Annotated in this window: 20 protein-coding genes; 12 read left to right on the top strand and 8 right to left on the bottom strand. The window is 71.2% G+C overall.

The window, feature by feature from the left end; all coding sequences use genetic code 11:
• Positions 1–20: 20 nt before the first annotated feature.
• Positions 21–248 carry a hypothetical protein gene (locus OG257_RS27320; RefSeq protein WP_329211697.1) on the bottom strand — a complete coding sequence of 76 codons (228 nt, stop codon included), beginning with the start codon at positions 246–248 and terminating at the stop codon, positions 21–23.
• Between the two features lie 58 nt (positions 249–306).
• Here OG257_RS27320 and map point away from each other — a divergent pair, with 58 nt between their 5' ends.
• Both map and OG257_RS27310 read left to right on the top strand, forming a co-directional pair.
• Complete coding sequence (map, locus tag OG257_RS27315) at positions 307–1,164, top strand: type I methionyl aminopeptidase (RefSeq protein ID WP_329211695.1); 858 nt, start codon at positions 307–309, stop codon at positions 1,162–1,164.
• A 181-nt stretch (positions 1,165–1,345) separates the two neighbouring features.
• Positions 1,346–2,008, top strand: a complete 663-nt coding sequence (locus OG257_RS27310) for a biliverdin-producing heme oxygenase (RefSeq protein WP_329211693.1) — start codon at positions 1,346–1,348, stop codon at positions 2,006–2,008.
• Between the two features lie 9 nt (positions 2,009–2,017).
• Here the strand turns inward: OG257_RS27310 and OG257_RS27305 are convergent, their stop codons facing one another.
• The 3 genes from OG257_RS27305 to OG257_RS27295 form a co-directional block, all read right to left on the bottom strand.
• Positions 2,018–2,689 (bottom strand): PhzF family phenazine biosynthesis protein, encoded by a 672-nt coding sequence (locus OG257_RS27305; protein ID WP_329211692.1) that lies wholly within the window; start codon positions 2,687–2,689, stop codon positions 2,018–2,020.
• A 93-nt stretch (positions 2,690–2,782) separates the two neighbouring features.
• Positions 2,783–4,369 carry an HtaA domain-containing protein gene (locus tag OG257_RS27300; RefSeq protein WP_329211690.1) on the bottom strand — a complete coding sequence of 529 codons (1,587 nt, stop codon included), beginning with the start codon at positions 4,367–4,369 and terminating at the stop codon, positions 2,783–2,785.
• A 68-nt stretch (positions 4,370–4,437) separates the two neighbouring features.
• Positions 4,438–5,841: an HtaA domain-containing protein gene (locus tag OG257_RS27295; protein ID WP_329211688.1), complete on the bottom strand. Its 1,404-nt coding sequence runs from the start codon at positions 5,839–5,841 to the stop codon at positions 4,438–4,440.
• 109 nt (positions 5,842–5,950) lie between these two features.
• On the opposite strand from OG257_RS27295, the gene OG257_RS27290 reads away from it, so the two are divergent.
• The 7 genes from OG257_RS27290 (at position 5,951) to OG257_RS27260 (ending at position 13,391) form a co-directional block, all read left to right on the top strand.
• The gene (locus OG257_RS27290; RefSeq protein WP_329211687.1) at positions 5,951–7,018 is read left to right on the top strand and encodes a heme/hemin ABC transporter substrate-binding protein; all 1,068 of its coding nucleotides are present in this window, start codon (positions 5,951–5,953) and stop codon (positions 7,016–7,018) included.
• Positions 7,015–8,097, top strand: a complete 1,083-nt coding sequence (locus OG257_RS27285; RefSeq protein WP_329211685.1) for a FecCD family ABC transporter permease — start codon at positions 7,015–7,017, stop codon at positions 8,095–8,097. The genes OG257_RS27290 and OG257_RS27285 overlap by 4 nt, the downstream gene beginning before the upstream one ends.
• Positions 8,094–8,933 (top strand): heme ABC transporter ATP-binding protein, encoded by an 840-nt coding sequence (locus OG257_RS27280; RefSeq protein WP_329211683.1) that lies wholly within the window; start codon positions 8,094–8,096, stop codon positions 8,931–8,933. Before OG257_RS27285 ends, OG257_RS27280 begins: the two co-directional genes overlap by 4 nt.
• 188 nt (positions 8,934–9,121) lie before the next feature.
• Positions 9,122–10,258, top strand: coding sequence for an iron uptake system protein EfeO (gene efeO / locus OG257_RS27275; protein WP_329211681.1), 1,137 nt, complete (start codon positions 9,122–9,124; stop codon positions 10,256–10,258).
• The gene (gene efeB, locus OG257_RS27270) at positions 10,258–11,523 is read left to right on the top strand and encodes an iron uptake transporter deferrochelatase/peroxidase subunit (protein ID WP_329211679.1); all 1,266 of its coding nucleotides are present in this window, start codon (positions 10,258–10,260) and stop codon (positions 11,521–11,523) included. The genes efeO and efeB overlap by 1 nt, the downstream gene beginning before the upstream one ends.
• Before the next feature lie 22 nt (positions 11,524–11,545).
• Entirely contained in the window at positions 11,546–12,514 is a 969-nt protein-coding gene (gene efeU, locus OG257_RS27265) for an iron uptake transporter permease EfeU (protein WP_329211676.1), read from the top strand.
• A complete protein-coding gene (locus tag OG257_RS27260; protein WP_329211674.1) occupies positions 12,447–13,391 on the top strand; it encodes a hypothetical protein in 945 nt (314 codons plus the stop codon). The genes efeU and OG257_RS27260 overlap by 68 nt, the downstream gene beginning before the upstream one ends.
• Positions 13,392–13,424: 33 nt before the next feature.
• On the opposite strand, the gene OG257_RS27255 is transcribed toward OG257_RS27260, so the two are convergent.
• Entirely contained in the window at positions 13,425–14,168 is a 744-nt protein-coding gene (locus tag OG257_RS27255) for a bifunctional DNA primase/polymerase (protein WP_329211673.1), read from the bottom strand.
• 136 nt (positions 14,169–14,304) lie between these two features.
• Positions 14,305–14,931 carry a TetR/AcrR family transcriptional regulator gene (locus tag OG257_RS27250; RefSeq protein WP_329211672.1) on the bottom strand — a complete coding sequence of 209 codons (627 nt, stop codon included), beginning with the start codon at positions 14,929–14,931 and terminating at the stop codon, positions 14,305–14,307.
• Positions 14,932–15,012: 81 nt separating this feature from the next.
• Between OG257_RS27250 and ddaH the strand changes: the two genes are divergently transcribed.
• Positions 15,013–15,930: a dimethylargininase gene (gene ddaH / locus OG257_RS27245; RefSeq protein ID WP_383805391.1), complete on the top strand. Its 918-nt coding sequence runs from the start codon at positions 15,013–15,015 to the stop codon at positions 15,928–15,930.
• On the opposite strand, the gene OG257_RS27240 is transcribed toward ddaH, so the two are convergent.
• Complete coding sequence (locus tag OG257_RS27240) at positions 15,927–16,922, bottom strand: small ribosomal subunit Rsm22 family protein (RefSeq protein ID WP_329211667.1); 996 nt, start codon at positions 16,920–16,922, stop codon at positions 15,927–15,929. The genes ddaH and OG257_RS27240 overlap by 4 nt on opposite strands.
• Before the next feature lie 180 nt (positions 16,923–17,102).
• Between OG257_RS27240 and OG257_RS27235 the strand changes: the two genes are divergently transcribed.
• Positions 17,103–18,413: a hypothetical protein gene (locus OG257_RS27235; protein WP_329211665.1), complete on the top strand. Its 1,311-nt coding sequence runs from the start codon at positions 17,103–17,105 to the stop codon at positions 18,411–18,413.
• On the opposite strand, the gene OG257_RS27230 is transcribed toward OG257_RS27235, so the two are convergent.
• Positions 18,395–19,780, bottom strand: coding sequence for a Bcr/CflA family multidrug efflux MFS transporter (locus OG257_RS27230; protein ID WP_329211663.1), 1,386 nt, complete (start codon positions 19,778–19,780; stop codon positions 18,395–18,397). The genes OG257_RS27235 and OG257_RS27230 overlap by 19 nt on opposite strands.
• 85 nt (positions 19,781–19,865) lie before the next feature.
• On the opposite strand from OG257_RS27230, the gene OG257_RS27225 reads away from it, so the two are divergent.
• On the top strand, positions 19,866–20,873 hold the full coding sequence (locus OG257_RS27225; protein ID WP_329211661.1) for a Gfo/Idh/MocA family protein: 1,008 nt from the start codon (positions 19,866–19,868) through the stop codon (positions 20,871–20,873).
• The last annotated feature ends 21 nt before the right edge of the window (positions 20,874–20,894 follow it).

Below are 20,894 nucleotides of genomic sequence, written 5' to 3'. Positions count from 1 at the left end.
CATGGTCCGGAGGTGAGGCCCTAGGGCTCCGGGGTCTCCTCCGTGCGGTCATGCCACTTCGGGTCGTTCTCCCACTCCAGGTTCCGCTCACGCGCCGTGTCCATGGCGTGCTGCGCCTCCTCGCGGGAGGTGTACGGGCCGAAGCGGTCCTTCGCCGGGCACTCGGGGCCCTCCTCGACCTTCTTGTGCTCCAGGCAGTAGTACCACTCGCCTGGTTTGCCCACCGTGCGCTTCTTGAACAGGGCCATCGTCGGATCCTTTCCTCGCAGCCATGCTGCCCCAGGCGCGCTGGTTAGACTCGCTGGCATGTCTGGCCAGTCGCTTCTCGTACCAGGGGAGATCACTCCCGTCCGTTCCGTTCCCGGAAACATCCGGCGCCCCGAGTACGTGGGCAAGCCCGCCCCCACGCCGTACACCGGGCCGGAGATCCAGGACTCCGACACCGTGGAGCGCATGCGGATCGCGGGCCGTATCGCCGCACAGGCGATGGAGGAGGCCGCGAAGCACATCGCCCCCGGCGTCACCACCGACGAACTCGACCGGGTCGCCCATGAGTTCATGGTCGACCACGGCGCCTATCCGTCGACGCTCGGCTACCGCGGCTTCCCGAAGTCCCTGTGCTCCTCGCTCAACGAGGTCATCTGTCACGGCATCCCGGACTCCACCGTGCTGCGGGACGGCGACATCGTGAACCTCGACGTCACCGCCTACATCAACGGTGTGCACGGGGACAACAACGCCACCTACCTCTGCGGCGATGTGGACGAGGAGTCGAAGCTCCTCGTGGAGCGCACCCGTGAGTCCCTGAACCGGGCCATCAAGGCGGTGCGGCCCGGCCGCCAGATCAATGTGATCGGCCGGGTGATCGAGTCGTACGCGAAGCGCTTCGGGTACGGCGTGGTGCGGGACTTCACCGGGCACGGGATCAATTCCTCGTTCCACTCCGGTCTCATCGTGCCGCACTACGACAGCCCGCACGCGACGACCGTGATGCAGCCCGGCATGACGTTCACCATCGAGCCGATGCTGACGCTCGGGACGCACGAGTACGACATGTGGGACGACGGCTGGACCGTGGTGACGAAGGACCGGAAGCGGACCGCCCAGTTCGAGCACACGCTGGTGGTGACGGAGACGGGGGCGGACATCCTGACTCTGCCGTAACGCTGCGCCCGGTCCGGGCCGGGCGTAATGTTTTACCGACAGGCAGTCGGGAACCAATTGACTTAGGTAAACCTAAGTAGGAGGATCAGCCTACTGGCAGTCGGCGGCGCGCGCAGCTGGTGCTGCCGACATTTCCGTCTCTGTCCGGACTTCCCGTCCCCTCGGCCCCCGGAGGCCCCTCTTGGACGCAACCGCCACCACCCCGTTCTCCACGCTCATCCGCACCGCTTCGCACGAGCAGCACACGGAGGCGGAGTCCTCCTCCTTCATGAGCGACATGCTCGGCGGGCGGCTCGGGGTCGATGCGTACACGCGCTACACCGAGCAGCTGTGGTTCGTGTACCGGGCGCTGGAGGACGGCGCGCAGGCGCTGCGCAACGACCCGGTCGCGGGTCCGTTCATCCAGCCGGAGCTGATGCGCAGCGCCGAGCTGGAGCGCGATCTTGCGCATCTGCGGGGTGCCGGCTGGCGCGAGGGCCTGGAACCGCTGGCGGCCACCGCCGCGTACGCGGAGCGGGTCGCCGAGTGCGCCCGTGACTGGCCGGCCGGTTACATCGCGCACCACTACACCCGCTACCTCGGGGACCTCTCCGGCGGCCAGATCATCCGGGGCACCGCGGAGAAGACCTGGGGCTTCGAGCGCAAGGGCGACGGGGTGCGCTTCTACGTGTTCGAGCAGATCTCCAACCCTGCCGCGTTCAAGCGGGAGTACCGGGAACTGCTGGACGCGGTGAACGCCGACGATCTGGAGAAGCAGCGCATCATCGACGAGTGCAAGAACGCCTTCGCGCTGAACACCGCCGTCTTCCACGAGCTCGGCGAGGTCTTCCCGCTCAGCGCTTAGCCGTTGCGTTCAGCCCTTGGCGGCCAGCAGGACGCGGCCCCCGATCTCCACCGTGCCGTCCGGCGCGGGTGCGGTGAGGATCTGGGAGCCGCGTCCTTGTGCGATGTTGAGGGCGCGGCCCAGCTCGGCGCTCAGCAGCATGGCCGCCGCCCCGGTGGCCTCGTCCTCGTCGATGCCGTCGTCCCTTCGCGGGAACGCCCGCGCCCGGACCCGCCCCGCCGCCTCGTCCTCCCAGGCCCAGACGTAGAGCCAGCCCCTTCCGGGCGGCGGCTCCGTCAGGGCCTCGACCTCGGCGACCGACGCGTACCGCTCCAGCGTCCTGGGCGGCGCCCACTCGGGGCGGGCCGTGATCCAGGTGAACTCGCCGTCCTGGCGGGCGAACACGTCCCCGACGGGCAGTTCGAGGACCTCCAGGTCGAGCAGCCACGCGGCGCCGACGAGCGGGTGCCCGGCGAACGGGAGCCGCAGTCCGGGCGTGCGAATGTCGACGTTCCCGCGCTCCGGGTCGTCGACGAACACGGTCTCGCTGAAGCCGAGTTTGCGGGCGAGCGCCTGCCGGGACTCGTTGTCGGGGTACCTGCGCCCGTCGCGGACGACCCCGAGCGCGTTGCCGTGGCGGCCGTCCGGGCCGCAGAACACGTGCAGTACGTCGATGCCGTCGGGTACGTCGTAGTCGTTCACGTGCGCATTCAAGCACCGTACGGGCCGGGGTGACGCAACAGGCCGCACCGGCGGGTGCCGGTGCGGCCTGTTGCGGGTATCCGACGGCGGGGATCAGGCGGTACGGCGACGGCGCGCCGCGATCACCACTCCGGCGCCTGCTGCCACGACCACGCCCGAGGCCGCGAAGAGGGCGCCGGCCGGAACGTCGGAGCCCGTCGAGGCGAGCGAGCCGGAGCCGCCGACCGTGCCGCCGGTGCCGCCGGTGGTCGAACCGCCGGTGGTCGAACCTCCGGTGGTCGAACCGCCGGTGGTCGAACCTCCGGTGGTCGAACCGCCGGTCGTGCCGGTACCGCCGGTGGTGCCCGATCCGCCGGTCGTGCCGGGGAGTTGGGCGTCCTTGTCGAGCGCGACCGCGAGGGTGAGGGCGTCGAGCTGCTCGCCCTTCGGGTACATGCCGCCGAACGCCCTGGTGCCGTCGGCGGTCAGCGTCGCCGGAACACCCGCGAGGGTCACCACACCGTCCTTCGCGGCGAGTTCACCGGCGGGCAGCTTCAGGTCGGCGACGGCCAGCCCGGTGTACGTGGTGACCTTCTTGGTCTCGCGGTCCTTGGTGGTGACGTCGGCGATCAGCGTGCCGGCCGCCCCCCGCACCTGGACCTCCAGACCGGTGAGGGACAGGTCGAGGGTGTAGGCGTCGCCCTCCTTGTGGCCGAGGAAGCGGACCGTGCCCTCGAACGCGGCCTCCAGGGTCTGCTCCTCCGCGTCGAAGCGGCCGGTCGCGTCGGGGAAGCGGTAGCCGTCGCCCGAGGCGGTGGCCCCGCCGGTCGTCTCGATCGAGCCCTTCGCGATGGGGCCGGTGACGTAGGTACGGAAGGACTTCTTGACGCCCCAGTCCAGGGTGCCGTCGACGAGCGCGCCCGGGTCGGCGGCCGGGGTGGTGGCAGAGGCGGACGGGGACGCCGGTGACGTGGGCTTGTCCGTGGCGGTCGCCGTGGCCGTCGGGGTGGCGGTCGGCTTCTCGGTGGGCTTCTCGGTGGGCTTCTGGGTCGGCGTCGGCTCCGTGGTCGGGGGCGCCGCGACCGCCTTGACGGAGAGGGTGGCCGGGTCGAGGGCGGTGCCCTCCGCGTACTGGCCGTTGAAGGCCTCGGCACCCGCCTTCGTCAGCGTCGCGGGGATGTCCTTGAAGACCATCGCGCCGCCCGCACCCTGGCCCGGCCTCACCGCCGACAGGTCGAGCGCCGCGACGGCCACGTCGTTCTGGGTGCCCTGCGGAGTGGCGACGTCGGCGGTGATCGCGCCGCCCGTGCCTACGGTGGCGACCTTCACGTCGGAGAGCGTGATGTCGAGGACGCCCCCGTGGGCATTGAAGTTGACGCCGCCCTCGAAGGCCGTGTCCGTGCCGTGGGTGCCCGTGTCGTAGGTGCCCTTGCCGTTGACGAAGGTGAACACGCCGTTGCCCGCGGCCTGCTCGGCGCCGTCCTTGACGGTGATCGTGCCTGCCCCGCCGACGTATCTGCGGAAGGACTCCTTGAAGCCCCATGCCAGCGTGCCGTCCGTCAGCTCCGTCGTCGGGGCCGCCGCGACGGGGCGGGCGCCCGTGCTGTCGGCCGCGAGCGCGGGAAGGGCGAACGTCGCGCCGAGTGCGGCCGCGGTGGCGACGGCGGCGGCAAGGGCTATGGGGCGGCGGGTGGCTGCCATGGCTGGTGACTCCTCGAAGGACGAAGGTAGGAAAAGGGAGAAGGGGGGATGGTGGAGCGGTCTGTGGCTCATGCGTCCGGTGAGCTGCGGCGCCGGGACACGTACAGCACGGCCGCGACGGCCGCGAGCAGCAGCAGGGCGCCGCCGCCGACAGCGGCGTAGGTTCCGGTGCGGGAGCCGGAGTCGGCGGCCACCGGCTGTGCGGCGGGAGTGGCGGCGGTCTTCTGCGCCGGTGTGGCGGACGGCTCCGCCGCGCTGCCCAGGTCGGGCAGCGGGGGCAGTTCCGCCTGTGCGTCGACGGCTACGGCGAGGGAGACCGGGTCCATCGCGGTACCCGCCCTGTACAGGGATCCGAAGGCTTCGGCGCCGCCGGCGGTGAGGGTCGCGGGGGCTTCGGTGAGGGTGGCGAGACCGTTCTTCGGGGTGAAGCCCTTGGCGGTGAAGGTGACGAGCGGAACGTCCTTGCGGGTACTGCCCCCACGGGTGACGTCCGCAAGGAGCGTCCCCTTGCCCGACGCCACCCGCACGGCGACCCCGGCGAGTTCCAGATCGAGACCGTCCGCCCCGGTGAAGCGGACGCTGCCCGCGAAGGCCGCGTTCAGGGTCTGCTCCGCTGCGTCGTAGGTGCCCTTGCCCTGCGGGAAGCGGAAGAGAGCTCCGCCGTCCTGGGCGCCGCCGGCCAGGGCCCACCTGCCCCGGCCGATGGAACCGGTGACGTACTCGCGGAAGGTGCGGCGTACGCCCCAGTCGACTGCGGCGGTCTCGAAGCGGCCTGCGGTCTCGTCCTTGGTCTTCGACGCCTTCTTCGACGGGGAGGCCGAGGGGGAGGCGGACTTGGGCGCGGCCGGGCCGGCGGTGTCGACGGAGAGGCTGACCGGGTCGAGGGGTGTCCCTGCCGTGTAGTAGCCGGCGAAGGCTTTCGCACCCTGCGAAGTCAGGCTGGCCGGGACGTTGTTGAGGGCGACGGGCGTGGATCCGCCCCTCATGTTGATTCCGGCGAGCCCGAGCGTGGCCAGCGGTACCTGGGCGGAGGAGGTGACCCGGCCGCTCCCCCGGTCCTTGCTGACCATGTCGGCGTACAGGGTCCCGCTGCCGCCGCTGATCCGGACGGTGGGGCGGCTGATGGTGAGGTCGAGTTCGTTGCCGCCGCCGGCCTTCCTGTGGCCGGTGAAGTGGACCCCGCCGGAGAAGCCGGCCCGGAAGGCGCCGCTCGCGGGGTCGTAGGAACCGGTGGCGGAGTGGAAGCGGAACCGGCTTCCGCCGACCGTCGCGGCGCCGCCGGTCAGGTTCCAGCTGCCCTGGGCGATGGGCCCGGTGACGTAGCTCTGGAACGAGGACTTGATGCCCCAGTCCAGCCTGCCGCCCTGCACCGTGCGGCTCGCCGCCTGCGCGGCGGTGGCCGGGAGCAGGGCCGCCGTGAGTACCGCGAGAAGCGCAACGGCGAGCGCACGGACAGTTCGTGACGGCGGCATAGGACCCTCCCAGGGCTAGAAAGTGAGGTAAGGCTAACCTAAGCTCAACATCGCTCGTGCCGGAACCCCCTCCGTCACTTCTCATCCGAAACACCCAGGACGGTGCCTCGTGCGTTTCCCCCAGAACTCCGTCACGGCGGGCCGGGAGGAAGGACGACCACGCATCGCCCGGCTCGGGGCCGTTGCCGCAGTCGTGGCGCTCTCCCTGGCCCTCACCGGCTGCGGTGCCTCGGCGGATCCCGCCGCGGAACCGGCCGGAACGGCGGCCGCGGCCGCGGCCGCCGACCGCGTCGAGCCGCTCGCCACCGCCCCCGAGCCGCAGCTGCCGGTCACCGTGAAGTCCGCGGACGGGGCCGAGGTCACCATCACCTCGGCCGACCGGATCGTGCCGCTGACCGGCTCGCTCAGCGAGATCGTGTTCACCCTCGGCCTCGGCGGGCAGGTTGTGGCCCGCGACATCACCGCCACCTTCGAACAGGCGGAGAAGCTCCCGGTGGTGACCCGCGCTCACGACGTCTCGGCGGAGAGCGTGCTGTCGCTGAAGCCGACACTCGTCCTCGCCGACACCACGACCGGTCCCGCCGAGGCCATCGGCCAGATCAGGGACGCCGGCATCGCCCTCGTCGTCGTCGAGCCGGCCAAGGAGCTGGCCGATGTGGGCCGCCGGATCACCGCCGTGGCCGAGGCGCTGGGCGTGAGGTCCGCGGGAGACGAGCTGAGGACGCGTACGGAGTCCCGTATCGGCGCCGTACAGAAGACGATCCCCGCACGCCGGGAGGGCGGGAAGCCGCGCGTCGCGTTCCTGTACCTGCGCGGCTCGGCCTCGGTCTATCTGCTGGGCGGCCGGGAATCCGGCGCGAGTTCCCTCCTCGAAGCGGCGGGTGCCGTCGACGCGGGCAAGGCCTCCGGGCTGACGAAGGACTTCACCGCCATCACCAGTGAGGCCCTCGCCAAGGCGGCTCCGGACGCGATCCTCGTCATGAGCAAGGGACTCGACTCCGTGGGCGGCGTCGACGGCCTCGTGAAGATCCCCGGGGTCGCGGAGACACCGGCCGGGATGGACCGCCGGATCGTCTCGATCGACGACGGGGTGCTGTTGAACTACGGGCCGCGCACCGACCGCGTGCTGGCCGGACTCGTGGACCAGCTCTACCCGAAGGGCGGTCGGGGCAAGTGACGACCACCCCGCACGAGGAGCGCACGGAGGCGGTCACCGGCGCCGGGGCCCGGCGCAGCAGGGCGTTCGTCCTCACCGCCGCGCTGTCGGCCGCGCTGATCGTCGGCTGCCTGCTGTCCGCCGGCCTGGGCGCGTACAGCATCCCGCTCGGCGATGTCCTGTCCTCGGTGCAGCACCGGATCGGGCTCGGCGGGCAGGCCCTGGACCGGGTCGGCGAGAGCGTCCTGTGGAACGTACGGCTGCCGAGGGTCGTCCTCGCGCTGCTCGTCGGCGCGTCCCTCGGCTGCGCGGGGGCCCTGATGCAGGGGGTCTTCGGCAACCCGCTGGCGGAGCCCGGCGTCATCGGGATCTCCTCGGGCGCGGCGGTCGGCGCGGTCGCCTCGATCGCTCTCGGGCTGAACTTCGTCGGCAACTGGACCATCACCGTCTGCGCGTTCGTCTCCGGCCTCGCCACCGTCCTCCTGGTGTACGCGCTGTCCCGCTCGGGGGGCCGTACCGAGGTGGTCACGCTGATCCTCACCGGTATCGCCGTCAACGCCTTCGCGGGCGCCCTGATCGGCCTGTTCATCTTCTTCGCCGACAACGCGCAGATCACCCAGATCACCTTCTGGCAGCTCGGCTCACTGGCCCAGGCGACCTGGCCCAAGGTGCTGGCCGTACTGCCGTGCGCGGTGATCGGGCTGCTGCTGGCACCGTTGTACGCCGGGAAGCTGGACCTGCTCGCGCTCGGCGAGCGGCCCGCCCGGCATCTCGGGGTGGATGTCGAGCGCCTGCGCATCGTGCTCGTCCTCGTGGTGGCGCTGCTGACCGCCGCCGCGGTCGCCGTCGCCGGGATCATCTCCTTCGTGGGACTGCTCGTTCCGCATCTGCTGCGCATGGCGAACGGCCCCGGCCACCGATTCCTCGTCCCCGGCAGTGCGCTCGGCGGTGCGCTGGTGCTGGTGGCGGGCGATCTCGCGGCCCGTACCGTGGCCGATCCCGCCGAGCTGCCGCTCGGGGTGCTGACCGCGCTCTTCGGCAGCCCGTTCTTCTTCTGGCTGCTGCGCAGGACCCGTCGCAAGCAAGGTGGTTGGGCATGAACCCGCTGAGGAAGCTGTTCGCGGTACGCGGCCGGGAGCTGCCGCTCCCCGTGGCCCCCGGCTCGCCCGTGGCCGAAGCCTGCGGGCTGGGCGTCCGTCTCGGCGGACGGCAGGTGCTCGATGGCGTGGACCTGACCGTCCGGGCGGGTGAGGTGCTGGCTCTCGTCGGGCCGAACGGGGCCGGGAAGTCGACCCTGCTGGCGGCACTGGCCGCCGATCTGGCCCCGGGCAGCGGCGAGGTGCGCATCGGCGGCCGCCCGGCCGCCGAGTGGTCGGCGCCCGAACTCGCCCTGCGCCGGGCCGTGCTGCCGCAGTCCGCCGTGCTCTCCTTCCCGTTCCCGGTCGAGGGCGTCGTACGGATGGGACGGGCACCCTGGGCGGGGACGGACCGGGAGGACGAGGACGATACGGCTGTCGCCGCGGCGATGGCCGCGACGGAGGTCACGGAGTTCGCCGCCCGTCCGTTCTCCGCGCTGTCGGGCGGCGAGCGGGCCCGGGTCGCGCTGGCCCGGGTACTGGCCCAGCGCGCTCCGCTGCTGCTGCTCGACGAGCCGACGGCGGCGCTGGATCTGCGCCATCAGGAACTGGTGCTGCGGATCTGCCGGGAGCGGGCGGCCGCCGGGGACGCCGTGGTCGTGGTGCTGCACGATCTGGGGCTCGCGGCGGCCTACGCGGACCGGGCCGTGGTCATGGACGGCGGCCGGATCGCGGCGGCCGGGCCGCCCGCCGAGGTGTTCACGGGCGCACTGCTCGGCACGGTCTACCGGCAGCCGGTGGAGGTGTTCCCGCACCCGCGGACCGGGGCGCCGCTCGTTGTACCGACAAGGTCGACTTGACCCGCGTTTGACCATCCTGTGGGTTCCCTGTGGGGCGGCCGTGACCTGCTCGTTCTCCTGGCCCTCCGGTGAGAGTTGAATCACTGCACGGAGGGGTATCGACCAGGTAAGGCGCCGCTAAGTTAGGTCCGCCTCACCTGCCCTTGGTCCGGCCGTTTCCCCGTTTTCTCGTCCCCTGTGGAGCCCGCATGCGAGCCGTTCGTCTCTCCGTTGTCACCGCTGCCGCGACCGTGGCCGCACTGACCGCCGTCACGGGCTGCGCCGAAAAGAGCGACGGCAAGGGCGACGGCGCCGTTCAGGTCATCGCGAAGGACGACTCGTGCGAGGTGTCCAGGACGAAGATCCCGGCCGGCCACGTCGAGATCGCCGTGGAGAACAAGGGATCCAAGGTCACCGAGGTCTACGTCCTGTTCCCGGACGACCGCATCGTCACCGAGCGCGAGAACATCGGCCCCGGCACCAAGGCGAAGATCACCGCCGAGGTCAAGTCCGGTACGTACGAGATCGCCTGCAAGCCCGGCATGAAGGGCAAGGGCATCCGCCAGACCGTCGAGGTCACGGGCGGAAAGGCGGCCGAGCGCAGCCCCGAGATGGACAAGGCCGTCGCCGGCTACCGCACCTACGTGCAGGCGCAGGCCGACGAGACGCTGCCCAAGGTGAAGGTCTTCACGGACGCCGTGGCCGCGGGCGACATCGAGGCGGCGAAGAAGGCGTACGCGGACTCCCGTATCGGCTGGGAGCGCACCGAGCCGGTCGCCGAGTCCTTCGGTGACATCGACCCGAAGGTCGACGTCCGGGAGGACGGCCTGGAGGACGGCCAGAAGTGGACCGGCTGGCACCGCCTGGAGAAGGCGCTGTGGCAGGACAAGAAGCTGGGCGCCGAGGAGAAGGCGCTCGCTCCCCTCCTCTACAAGGACCTGGCCGACTGGCAGAAGCGGGTCGGCAGGGCCGAGATCACCCCGACGTCGATGGCGAACGGCGCCAAGGAACTCCTCGACGAGGTGGCCACCGGCAAGGTCACCGGCGAGGAGGAGCGCTACAGCCACACCGACCTCGTCGACTTCAAGGCCAACGTCGAGGGTGCGGAGAAGTCGTACGAGCTGCTCAAGCCGATCGCGTCGAAGAACGACGCGGCGCTGACGGCCACCCTGGACAAGCAGTTCGCGGCGCTGGACACGCTGCTGGACAAGTACCGCGCGGACAAGGCGTCCTACGAGTTCACCTCGTACGACAAGGTCGGCAAGGCGGACCGCAAGGAGCTCTCGGACGCGGTCAACGCGCTCGCCGAGCCGCTGTCCAGGCTCGCCGCCGCGGTGACGAAGTAATGCGGTCCGGAGCCGGCGAGACCTCCGGCGAGAAGGACTCCGCCCCGTCCCGTCGCGCACTGCTCGGCTGGGGCGGTGCCGGGCTTGCGCTGGGCGCCGTCGCGGCGGGCGGCGCGGTCGCGGCGGTGCGCTCCGACGGGAGTTCGGAGCCTGCGGCGGACAGCGGCGCGGCCGTGCCGTTCCACGGTGTGCACCAGGCGGGCATCGCCACCGCCGTACAGGACAGGCTGCACTTCGCCGCGTTCGATGTGACGACGAAGGACAGGGCCGAGCTGATCGCCCTGCTCAAGGAGTGGACCCGGGCCGCCGAGCGCATGACGGCCGGGCAGGCGGTGGGCGACGGCGCCTACGGAGGCCCGGCCGAGGCGCCGCCGGACGACACCGGTGAGGCGCTGGGCCTCAAGCCGTCCCGGCTGACGCTCACCATCGGCTTCGGCCCGTCCCTGTTCGCGGCGGACCGGTTCGGCCTCCAGGACAGCCGTCCCGAAGCACTCGTGGATCTCCCGAAGTTCCCCGGGGACAACCTCGACGCCACCCGCAGCGGCGGCGATCTGTGCGTCCAGGCGTGCGCGGACGACCCGCAGGTAGCCGTGCACGCTGTCCGCAACCTCGCCAGGATCGGCATGGGCCGCGCCTCGGTCCGCTGGTCGCAGCTGGGCTTCGGCAAGACCTCCTCGACGACGCCCGACGCCCAGACCCCGCGCAACATGATGGGGTTCAAGGACGGCACCCGGAACATCGCGGGAACCGACGACGCCGCCCTGACGAAGCACGTGTGGGTGGGCCCGAAGGACGACGGCGGGTGGATGACCGGGGGTTCGTACCTGGTGGCCCGGCGCATCCGGATGCACATCGAGACCTGGGACCGCACTCCGCTCCAGGAGCAGGAGGACATCTTCGGCCGGGACAAGGGCGAGGGCGCCCCGGTCGGCAGGCCGAAGGAGCGCGACGAGCCGTTCCTGAAGGCGATGCTGCCCACCGCGCACGTGCGGCTGGCCCACCCGGACACCAACGGCGGGGCGTCGATCCTGCGGCGCGGCTACTCCTTCACCGACGGTACGGACGGTCTGGGCAGGCTCGACGCGGGGCTGTTCTTCCTCGCCTACCAGCGCGATGTCCGCAAGGGCTTCATCCCGGTGCAGCGCAGCCTCGCGGCGAACGACGCGCTCAACGAGTACATCCAGCACGTGGGTTCGGCGGTCTTCGCCGTTCCGCCGGGCGTCCGCGACAAGGACGACTGGTGGGGCCGGGCACTGTTCTCATGACCGACACCGTGGAAGGACCGGCATGTTCGGCAACTATCTGATCGGCCTGCGCGAGGGTCTCGAGGCCAGTCTGGTCGTCTGCATCCTCGTCGCGTACCTGGTCAAGACCGGCCGCCGTGACGCGCTGCGCCCGGTGTGGACGGGCATCGGCATCGCCTGCGCCATCTCGCTGGCCTTCGGCGCCGCGCTCGAATTCGGCTCCCAGGAGCTGACGTTCGAGGCGCAGGAGATGCTCGGCGGTTCGCTGTCGGTCATCGCCGTCGGGCTGGTGACCTGGATGGTGTTCTGGATGCGGCGGACGGCGCGGCACCTGAAGGCCGAACTCCACGGCAGGCTCGACGCGGCGCTCGCGATGGGCACCGGCGCGCTCGTCGCCACGGCCTTCCTCGCGGTGGGCCGCGAGGGTCTGGAGACCGCGCTCTTCGTGTGGGCCTCGGTGCGGGCCAGCGGTGAGGGTTCCTCGTCGCCGCTGGTCGGAGTGCTGCTGGGCATCGCGACCGCGATCGTGCTGGGCTGGCTCTTCTACCGGGGTGCGCTGAGGATCAACCTGTCGAGGTTCTTCACCTGGACCGGTGGCATGCTGGTGATCGTCGCGGCGGGCGTGCTCGCCTACGGCGTGCACGACCTCCAGGAGGCCCGCTTCCTCGGCGGCCTGCAGAACAAGGCGTTCGACATCACCACGACGGTTCCGCCGGACAGCTGGTACGGCACCCTGCTCAAGGGCGTCCTCAACTTCCAGCCCGATCCGACCGTTCTTCAGGTCACGGTGTGGGCGCTGTATCTCATCCCCACGCTCGCGCTGTTCCTCGCCCCGGTAGGGTTCGGACGGTCAGTGCGGACGACGGATCAGAAGGCGCAGAAAGCAACGGATGACAAGGCTGGGTCGACTGGCGACGGGGCTCGCGACAGCGGCGGTGCTGAGCGTGACGGCGAGCGGCTGCGTGACGGTGCACGGCGAACTGGAAGTTCTGCCGGGAGCGACGAGAACTGAGGCCGCACAGGCCCTGGATGACTTCCTCGTCGCCTACAACAAGGCGGACAAGGCATATGATCCGGCGCTGGACGCGGACCGGGTGACCGGTTCGCTCGGCGCGATCAACCAGGCCGGGCTGAAGGCGCGTCGGAAGAACAGCCCGCAGGGCAACGCGTCGCACAAGCCGCTGGAGCTGACCGACGCCACGTTCAGCATTCCCAAGAAGGCGGGCTGGCCCCGCTGGTTCATCGCGGACACGGACTCCAACCGCGACCAGGACAACGGGCGGGCCGACACCCGCTGGCTGCTGGCCTTTCTCCGCACCGGCCCCGACGCACCCTGGAAGGCCGCCTATCTGGCGGTCGTCCCCCAGTCCCAGGTGCCGAAGTTCCACAAGGACGCGGACGGCCTGGCACAGCCAGTGCCCTCGGCGGACACCGACGGCGCCCTGGCCGTGCAGCCGAAGGGCCTCAGCGGTACGTACACGGGCTATCTGTCGGAAGGGGCACCGGACGTCTTCGCTCCGGGGTCGACGACGTCGGGCTGGCGGGACGCGCGCAAGAACACGCGCAGGGCGGGTTTCTCGTTCCAGTACGTCGACCAGGCGCTGGACACGGGGACGTTCGCGCCGCTGGGTCTGAAGACGGAGGACGGCGGGGCCCTCGTCTTCTTCAGCAGCAAGCACTTCGAGCGGCAGACCGCGGCCCCGGGGCTGCGGCCCACGGTCAACTCGGACGTGGAGGCGCTGCTCACCGGTGAGGTGAAGAGCACCCTCACCAAGGAGCGGGTCTCCAGCCAGCTGGTGTACGTCCCCAGGCGGGGCGCCGGTGACTCGGGCGGCAAGGTGCGCGTACTGAACCGGCTGCCCGGTCTGATCGCCGCACAGGGCTCGTGACCCCTGCGGGCCACGTACCCCGTCCGGCGTCCGTCAGCGACTGAGCGGCCAGGCCACCGCATCGTGGTCGAGGTCGCTCTCGTCGGCCGTGTCCGCGTACTGCGCGCAGGCGTCGGTCAGCGTCTCGAGCAGGGTGAGGGGGTCGGGCAGCGGGTTCTCCGCGCCGCGGATCCAGTGCACGTCCAGCTCACCGGGGAGCCGGGCGGGCGGCACGAGGACGTAGCTGCCGCGGCAGTGCCAGCGGAGCCCCGGGTGCTCGTCCATGGTCTCGGGGTGGCAGTCCAGCTCGCACGGCCACCACTCGTCCTCGTCCTCGGGGGTACCGCGGGTGGCGGTGAAGAAGAGCATCCGGTCCTCGCCGGACTGGGCCACGGGGCCGACGTCGATGCCCGCTTCGAGGAGCCGTTCCAGAGCGGCACGGCCGGCCGTCAGGGGGACGTCGAGGACGTCGTGGATCATTCCTGTGGCGGTGATGAAGTTGGCCAGTGGCTGGCCTGCGGCCCAGCGCTCGATCTGGGCGCGGTCCGTCGTGGACTGCGTCTGCCAGGCGAACGAGACCGGATGCCGGGCGGGGGTGGGACAGCCGATGCGTTCGCACGAACATCGGTATCCGGACGGATGCGCGGCGGGAGAGATCGGCATCCCTGCCTCGGCGACGGCCAGGAGCAGCTCCAGCCGGGCGGCGTCGTCAGCTTCCGGCTGCGGTTTCGGCCGACGTCGCAGCCATTGGGAGATCCTGCTCTCTGTGCCGCGATAGCGGCCGGAATCGGCGCCCATCTATCCCCTCACCTCAGCGTTGCTCCTCCATGGTCCCACCATCCTGCTCCTCGGGTGGCCAGAGTTCCCAAGCGGGGTGCCCCGGGCTCCACGGAGAGTGGAGCCGACCTGCACTGAATGTAAGGAAATAGCCGTTTTACTCCTTGGGCCCGGCCGCGAGTCCCCGCAGGGTGAGGTCGACGACCGCGTCCGCGTACTCATGGGTGAGCGGCAGGGTCCGGAGCAGCCAGCGGTGGGTGAGCGGGGCGATCAGCAGCTCCAGCGCGATGCGCGGATCGATGTCGCCGCGCACCTCGCCGGCCTCCTGGGCGGAGCGCAGCCGTGTGACGTACAACTGCATCTGCGGATCGAGCAGCTTCTCGACGAACTGGGCGCCCAGCACCGGATCGATGATTCCCTCGGCGGCCAGTGCGCGGGTCGGCGCCTCGGTCACGGGGTCGTTCAGCTCGTCGACGGTTGCCCGCAGGACGAGCTTGAGGTCGGCCGCCAGGTCCCCGGTGTCGGGGATCGCGTAGCCGCCCTTCTCACCGGCCTCCTCGGCCGCCCGGGTGCCCACGTCGATGAAGGCCTCCATGAGGACGGCAGCCTTGGACGGCCACCAGCGGTAGATCGTCTGCTTGCCGACCCCCGCGCGGGCGGCGATACCCTCGATCGTCGTCCTCGCGTATCCGGCCTCGCCGACGAGGGCGAGGGCGGCGTCGTAGATCGCGCGGCGGGAGCGGTCGCTGCGGCGGCTGGAATCGGGCGCCTTGTGGGGTGACATCCACCCAACCTACAAGCTCACGGTCCGATACGTATCGTCTTGTTGGCTGCTCGACGACCATCGCATGAATCACCCGATCGGATCACTGCGCATCGGCCGGGAGCAGCGCACCATGAACTCACGCACAGACCGTGCGCATCCCACCGTTCCGCAGCTCCGGCTGCCGTTCGTGAGGAGCCTGCATTGACCCGTGACGCCACCCCTCGTCGCTACCTGATGTGCGCCCCGGCCCACTTCAAGGTCACGTACTCCATCAACCCATGGATGGACCCCTCGAAACCTGTCGACCTGCCGCTGGCGAACACCCAGTGGGAGGACCTGCGCGACCGCTACCGCTCGCTCGGCCACACCGTCGAGCTGCTCACCCCGGACCCGGACCTCCCCGACATGGTGTTCGCCGCCAACGGCGCCACCGTCATCGACGGACGGGTGCTGGGCGCCCTGTTCGCGTACCGGGAGCGGTACGCGGAGGCCGAGGCGCACCGGGACTGGTTCCGGGCCAACGGCTTCACCGACATCCATGTGCCGGATCACGTCAACGAGGGGGAGGGCGACTTCGCGGTCACCTCCTCGTACCTCCTGGCGGGGCGCGGCTTCCGGTCCAGTCCGCTCTCCCACGACGAGGCGCAGGAGTTCTTCGGGCGCCCCGTGATCGGGCTCGATCTGGTGGACCCGCGTTACTACCACCTGGACACGGCCCTGTGCGTCCTCGACGACGCGGCCGACGAGATCATGTACTACCCGGCCGCCTTCTCGCCGGGCAGCAGGTCCGTGCTGGCCAGGCTCTTCCCCGACGCTCTGATCGCCGAGGAGGCGGACGCCGCGGCGCTGGGCCTCAACGCGGTCAGCGACGGCCGCCACGTGCTCGTTCCGCAGGCCGCCGTCGGGCTCCTCGATCCGCTGCGGGACCGCGGCTTCGAGCCGGTTCCGATGGACCTCGGCGAGCTGCTCAAGGGCGGCGGCAGCGTGAAGTGCTGCACCCAGGAGCTGAGACCCTAGGGGTTCTCCGGGGGCGGCCAGGAGTCGCCCCACGCGGTGTCCCGGGCGGCACGGTACAGATCACCGTGCCGCTTGGTGACCGTCGCGCGCTGCAGGCCCTCCTCACGGGTGCACAGTTCGAGGAGCACCTGGCCCTTGCGGAGCTGCGGCTTGCGGGTGACCCGCGCCCCTGCCGGATCGGTCGGGAAGCGGGTCGCCACGACGTAGCTGAACTTCTCGTCCTCGTGGCTCAGCGAGCCGCCCTTCACCTGGCGGTGCAGCGACGAGCGGCTGACCCGCGCCGAGAAGTGGCACCAGTCGGTGCCCGGCTCGATGGGGCAGGCGTCGCTGTGCGGGCAGGGCGCCGCCACGGTCAGCCCGGCGGCGATCAGCAGGTCGCGGGCCTCGATGATGCGGGCGTAGCCGTCGGGGGTGCCCGGCTCGACGATCACCACCGCCTGCGCGGCGGCCGCGGCCGCCTCCACCACCTGGATCCGGTCCTTCGGGGTGAGCTCCTTGAGGACGTACGAGACGGTCACCAGATCCGTGGGCGCGAGTTCCAGCGCCGTGCCGATCCTGGCGCGCTGCCACTCCGCGTCCCGCAGCCCCGGAACGCCCGAGGCCGTGGCCAGCTCGCGGCCGAGCGCGAGGGCGGGTTCGGCCCAGTCCAGCACGGTCGTGCGCGGCCCTTCCCACGCCCCGGCCACGGCCCAGCTCGCCGCGCCCGTACCGCCCCCGATGTCGGTGTGCGTGGCGGGCACCCACTGCGGCGCCGCCTCACGGAGTGCCGCCAGGGCGGACCGTACGGCCTCGAAGGTCGCGGGCATCCGGTACGCGGCGTACGCGGCGACGTCCGAGCGGTCGCGCAGGACCGGGGCGTCGGTGGGGGTGGTCCCGCGGTAGCTGGCGATCAGCCGTTCGACGGCCTGTGCGGCCTGCTTGGGCGGCAGCCCGTCGAGCAGCGCGGCCAGGGCCGTGCGCAGGGCTTCCGCTGTGGGGAGGGTGGCGTTCACCGCCGAATTGTAGGCGCAGGAGGCCGGTCCGCGGCTGCCGGGCGGTCCGGTACGGAACCGGGACAGAACGGCGACGGGACCGAACTGCTCCTGCCCGCGGTCCTGTTGCTACGCTGACCGGCGCCGGATCGGGGACAGGTCATTCGGGATCGGTCGGGGGGATTTCTCATCGGGGGGACCATGAGGCAGAAGATCGTGCGCCTGGCTCTGGTCGGCGGGGTGCTCTTCCTTGCGCTGCTGCTCCTGCTGGCGACCTGCGGCGGGGGCGGCGCCGACGACAAGAAGGACGACAGGCCGAAGAAGCCGGTGAAGAAGAGCGCGGGGCCGACCACGCAGTTGACGGTGCCCTCGGCCTACACGACGGCGCGCGGCTGGGAGATCGTCGGCGTGGGGCCCGACTACGCCCTCTCGCACACGACGGGCCGGCTCGCCTATCTGGTGAAGGCCTCGGACAACCGCTACCGGCTGCGGACCGTCGACACGGAGACGGGCCGGGACGGCTGGAGCGGTGAGGCCTGGCGGCCGCCGGACCCGCTGCACTTCCCGAAGCTGCTCAGTGTCGCCAAGGAGGACCGGCAGTTCTTCGTGACCTGGTCGTACGGGAAGGTCGGCGACGGGCTGACCCCGGCCGACACCTTCGTCTCCCTCGATGTGTACGACGCAGCGGACGGCGAGCGCCGCCGGGTCGAGGTGCCGTGGAGCGGCGCACCGACGGTCACGGCGACCGGCCCGGACATCCTGATCAGCGACGGCCGGGCGAACAGCGCGGCGGTCGATCCGTTGACCGGCCAGGTCTCGGAGGTCGGCGCCGCCGCGGTGACGTACCCGAAGGGCTGCGCCGCCTGCAAGCAGCTCACCGAGGTGCGCGGGCAGACGGCGAAGGGGCTGCTGCTGAGCGGGGTGCGCGAATTCTGGGTGCGGGGCGGCTGGTTCAGCAGGACGGTGGCTCCCAAGGGCGCCAACGTGCTCTCCGGCGTGCCGACGTCCGTGGCCCCGGACCGGATCCTGGCGAAGTGGCAGCTCGCCAAGGGGTCGAAGCGTGCCGCGACGCACGAGCTGTGGACGGTGCACGACGCCACGAGCGGCAAGGCGATGGTCTCGGTGGAGTGCCACAAGCCGGCCATCGAGCCCGGGCGCTATCCGCAGGCCGTCGTCTCTCCTTCGGACCGCTATCTGGTGGCGGGGAACCTGGCCTTCGACCTGGAGGCGGCGAAGGGGGTCTGCTTCGAGGAGGAGGACGGGTCGGCGCAGCTGACGCTCGCCTCGGTGACGGACGCGGGTACGGCGTACGGCGCGACGAACGCGCGCGACGCCTCCGACGCCCTGGAGGGCGGCGGGGCCCCGGTCACGATGAGCTTCGCGACCTGGGGCACCGAGCCGCTGCCACTGAATGTGCGGCTGCCCGAGGTGGAGACGTCCGGGACCGGATTGTTCCGCTGGACGGACCGGAAGGACCAGCTGCACCTGCTGGGCTATCCGCGCGTCGGCTGATCCTGCGGTCCGCCCCTGTTCTGCCACGGCCGGCACAGGCCGAGGAAGCACGCCACCGCGGAGAGGGCGCACACGACCTGCACCACGGCCATGGGCACGGCCGTCTGCTCCCCCGCGATCCCGACCAGGGGCGAGGCGATGGCACCGACGAGGAACGACGTCGTACCGAGCAGCGCGGAGGCGGACCCCGCCGCGTGCTTCGTGCGCATCAGGGCCTGGGCGTTGGTGTTGGGCATGGCCAGTCCCATGGCGGACATCAGGACGAAGAGCCCGGACGCGACGGGCAGCAGGCCCACGTCGCCGAAGACTCCGGACGTCATGAGCAGCAGGGCCACGGCCGCGAGGGAGATGACGGCGAGTCCGAGGCCGAGCGCCTTGTCGAGGCTGATCCGGCCGACGAGCACCTTGCCGTTGATCTGGCCGACGGTGATCAGCCCGATCGAGTTGATGCCGAAGAGCAGGCTGAAGGTCTGCGGCGAGGCTCCGTAGATCTCCTGGACGACGAACGGGGAGGCGCTCACGTAGGCGAACAGGGCGGCGAAGGCGAGACTGCCCGCGATCATGTAGCCGGTGAAGACCCGGTCCGCCAGCAGTCCGCGCATGGTGCGCAGCGCCTCGCCGATGCCGCCGGTGTGACGTTCCTCCTCGGGCAGGGTCTCGTGCAGCCACTTCCACACGATCAGGGTGAGCAGCACACCGACGACGGTGAGCACGACGAAGATGCCGCGCCAGTCGGTGAACCGCAGCACCTGTCCGCCGATCACGGGCGCGATGACGGGAGCGACGCCGGAGATCAGCATCAGGGTGGAGAAGAACCGGGCCATCTCCATGCCGTCGTAGAGGTCGCGCACCACGGCCCTGGAGATCACGATGCCCGCGGCGCCGGCCAGTCCCTGCAGGAGGCGGAAGCCGATGAGGAGTTCCGCGGAGGGGGCGAAGGCGCAGATCGCGGTGGCGACCACGTAAATGATCATGCCGAGGAGCAGCGGCTTGCGCCGTCCCCACCGGTCGCTCATCGGTCCGACGACGAGCTGGCCGAGCGCCATGCCGGTGAGGCACGCGGTCAGCGTGAGCTGGACGGTCGCGGCCGGGGCATGCAGCGAGTCGGTGACCGCGGGCAGCGCCGGGAGGTACATGTCCATGGAGAGCGGCGGCAGCGCGGTCAGCCCGCCGAGGACCAGGGTGACCAGGATTCCGGCCCGCCGTGCGGCGTCGGTCGCCGAGGGGCCCGGGGCCGCGGGTATGGGTTCCTGCCGGTGTTCCTGCCGTACTGGCTGAATGCGGCGCTCTCGCTGCTCGTGGCGCTCGGACTGTTCCGGTCGTTCTTGCTGTTCCTGCTGGGCCCGGCTCACGCCGCTGTCCGGCATCCTCGTCTCCGCTTCGTTGAATCCACATCTATGCTCTCAGCTCAGTCGTAGTGGTCGGAACCTTTTTTCATGAGGGCGGGCGGGCATGAGCAGGACTGTGCGTTGGGGTGTACTGGCGACGGGCGGCATAGCCGCGACGTTCACCGCGGATCTGCTGGCGATGAAGGACTCCGGCGCCGAGGTCGTCGCGGTCGCCTCCCGCACGGACGCCTCCGCGAAGGCGTTCGCCGAGCGGTTCGGGATCGGGCGGGCGTACGGCAGCTGGGCGGAGCTCGTCGCCGACGACGACATCGACGTCGTGTACGTGGCCACGCCGCACTCCGCGCACCGGGAGGCCGCGGGGCTCGCCCTGGAGGCCGGGAAGCACGTGCTGTGCGAGAAGGCGTTCACGCTCAACGCGCGCGAGGCGCGGGAGCTCGTGGCCCTGGCCCGGGAGCGCGGGCTCTTCCTCATGGAGGCCATGTGGACGTACTGCAACCCGGTCATCCGCCGCATGACCGAGCTGGTGCGGGACGGAGCCATCGGCGAGATCCGCACGGTGCAGGCCGACTTCGGTTTCGCGGGCACCTTCGGCGCGGAGCACCGGCTGCGGGATCCCGCGCTGGGCGGCGGCGCGCTGCTGGACCTCGGGGTCTACCCGGTGTCGTTCGCGCACCTGCTGCTGGGCGAGCCGGACCGGGTGCAGGCGGACGCGCTGCTGTCCCCGGAGGGCGTCGACCTCAATACGGGGATGCTGCTGGGCTGGGACTCGGGCGCCACGGCGCTGCTGAGCTGTTCGATCGTGGGGAACCTGCCCACCACCGCGTCGGTCACCGGCACGGCCGGGCGGATCGACTTCCCGCACGGCTTCTTCCACCCGGAGCGCTTCGTCCTGCACCGTTCCGGCCGGGAGCCCGAGGAGATCACCACGGGCCCGGGACCGCAGGGCCTTTCGGGCATGCAGTACGAGGCGGCCGAGGTGACGCGTGCGCTGGTCGCGGGCGAGACGGAGTCCCCGCTGGTGCCGCTGGACGGCTCGCTCGCGGTGATGCGGACGCTCGACGCGGTACGTGACCGCATCGGCGTCCGCTATCCGGCGGACGACCGCGCCTGACCGTTCCGCCCGGCGCGGGGC

The sequence above is a fragment of the Streptomyces sp. NBC_00683 genome, assembly GCF_036226745.1.
Lineage (GTDB): Bacteria > Actinomycetota > Actinomycetes > Streptomycetales > Streptomycetaceae > Streptomyces.
This window is presented reverse-complemented; position numbering and strand designations above follow the sequence as displayed.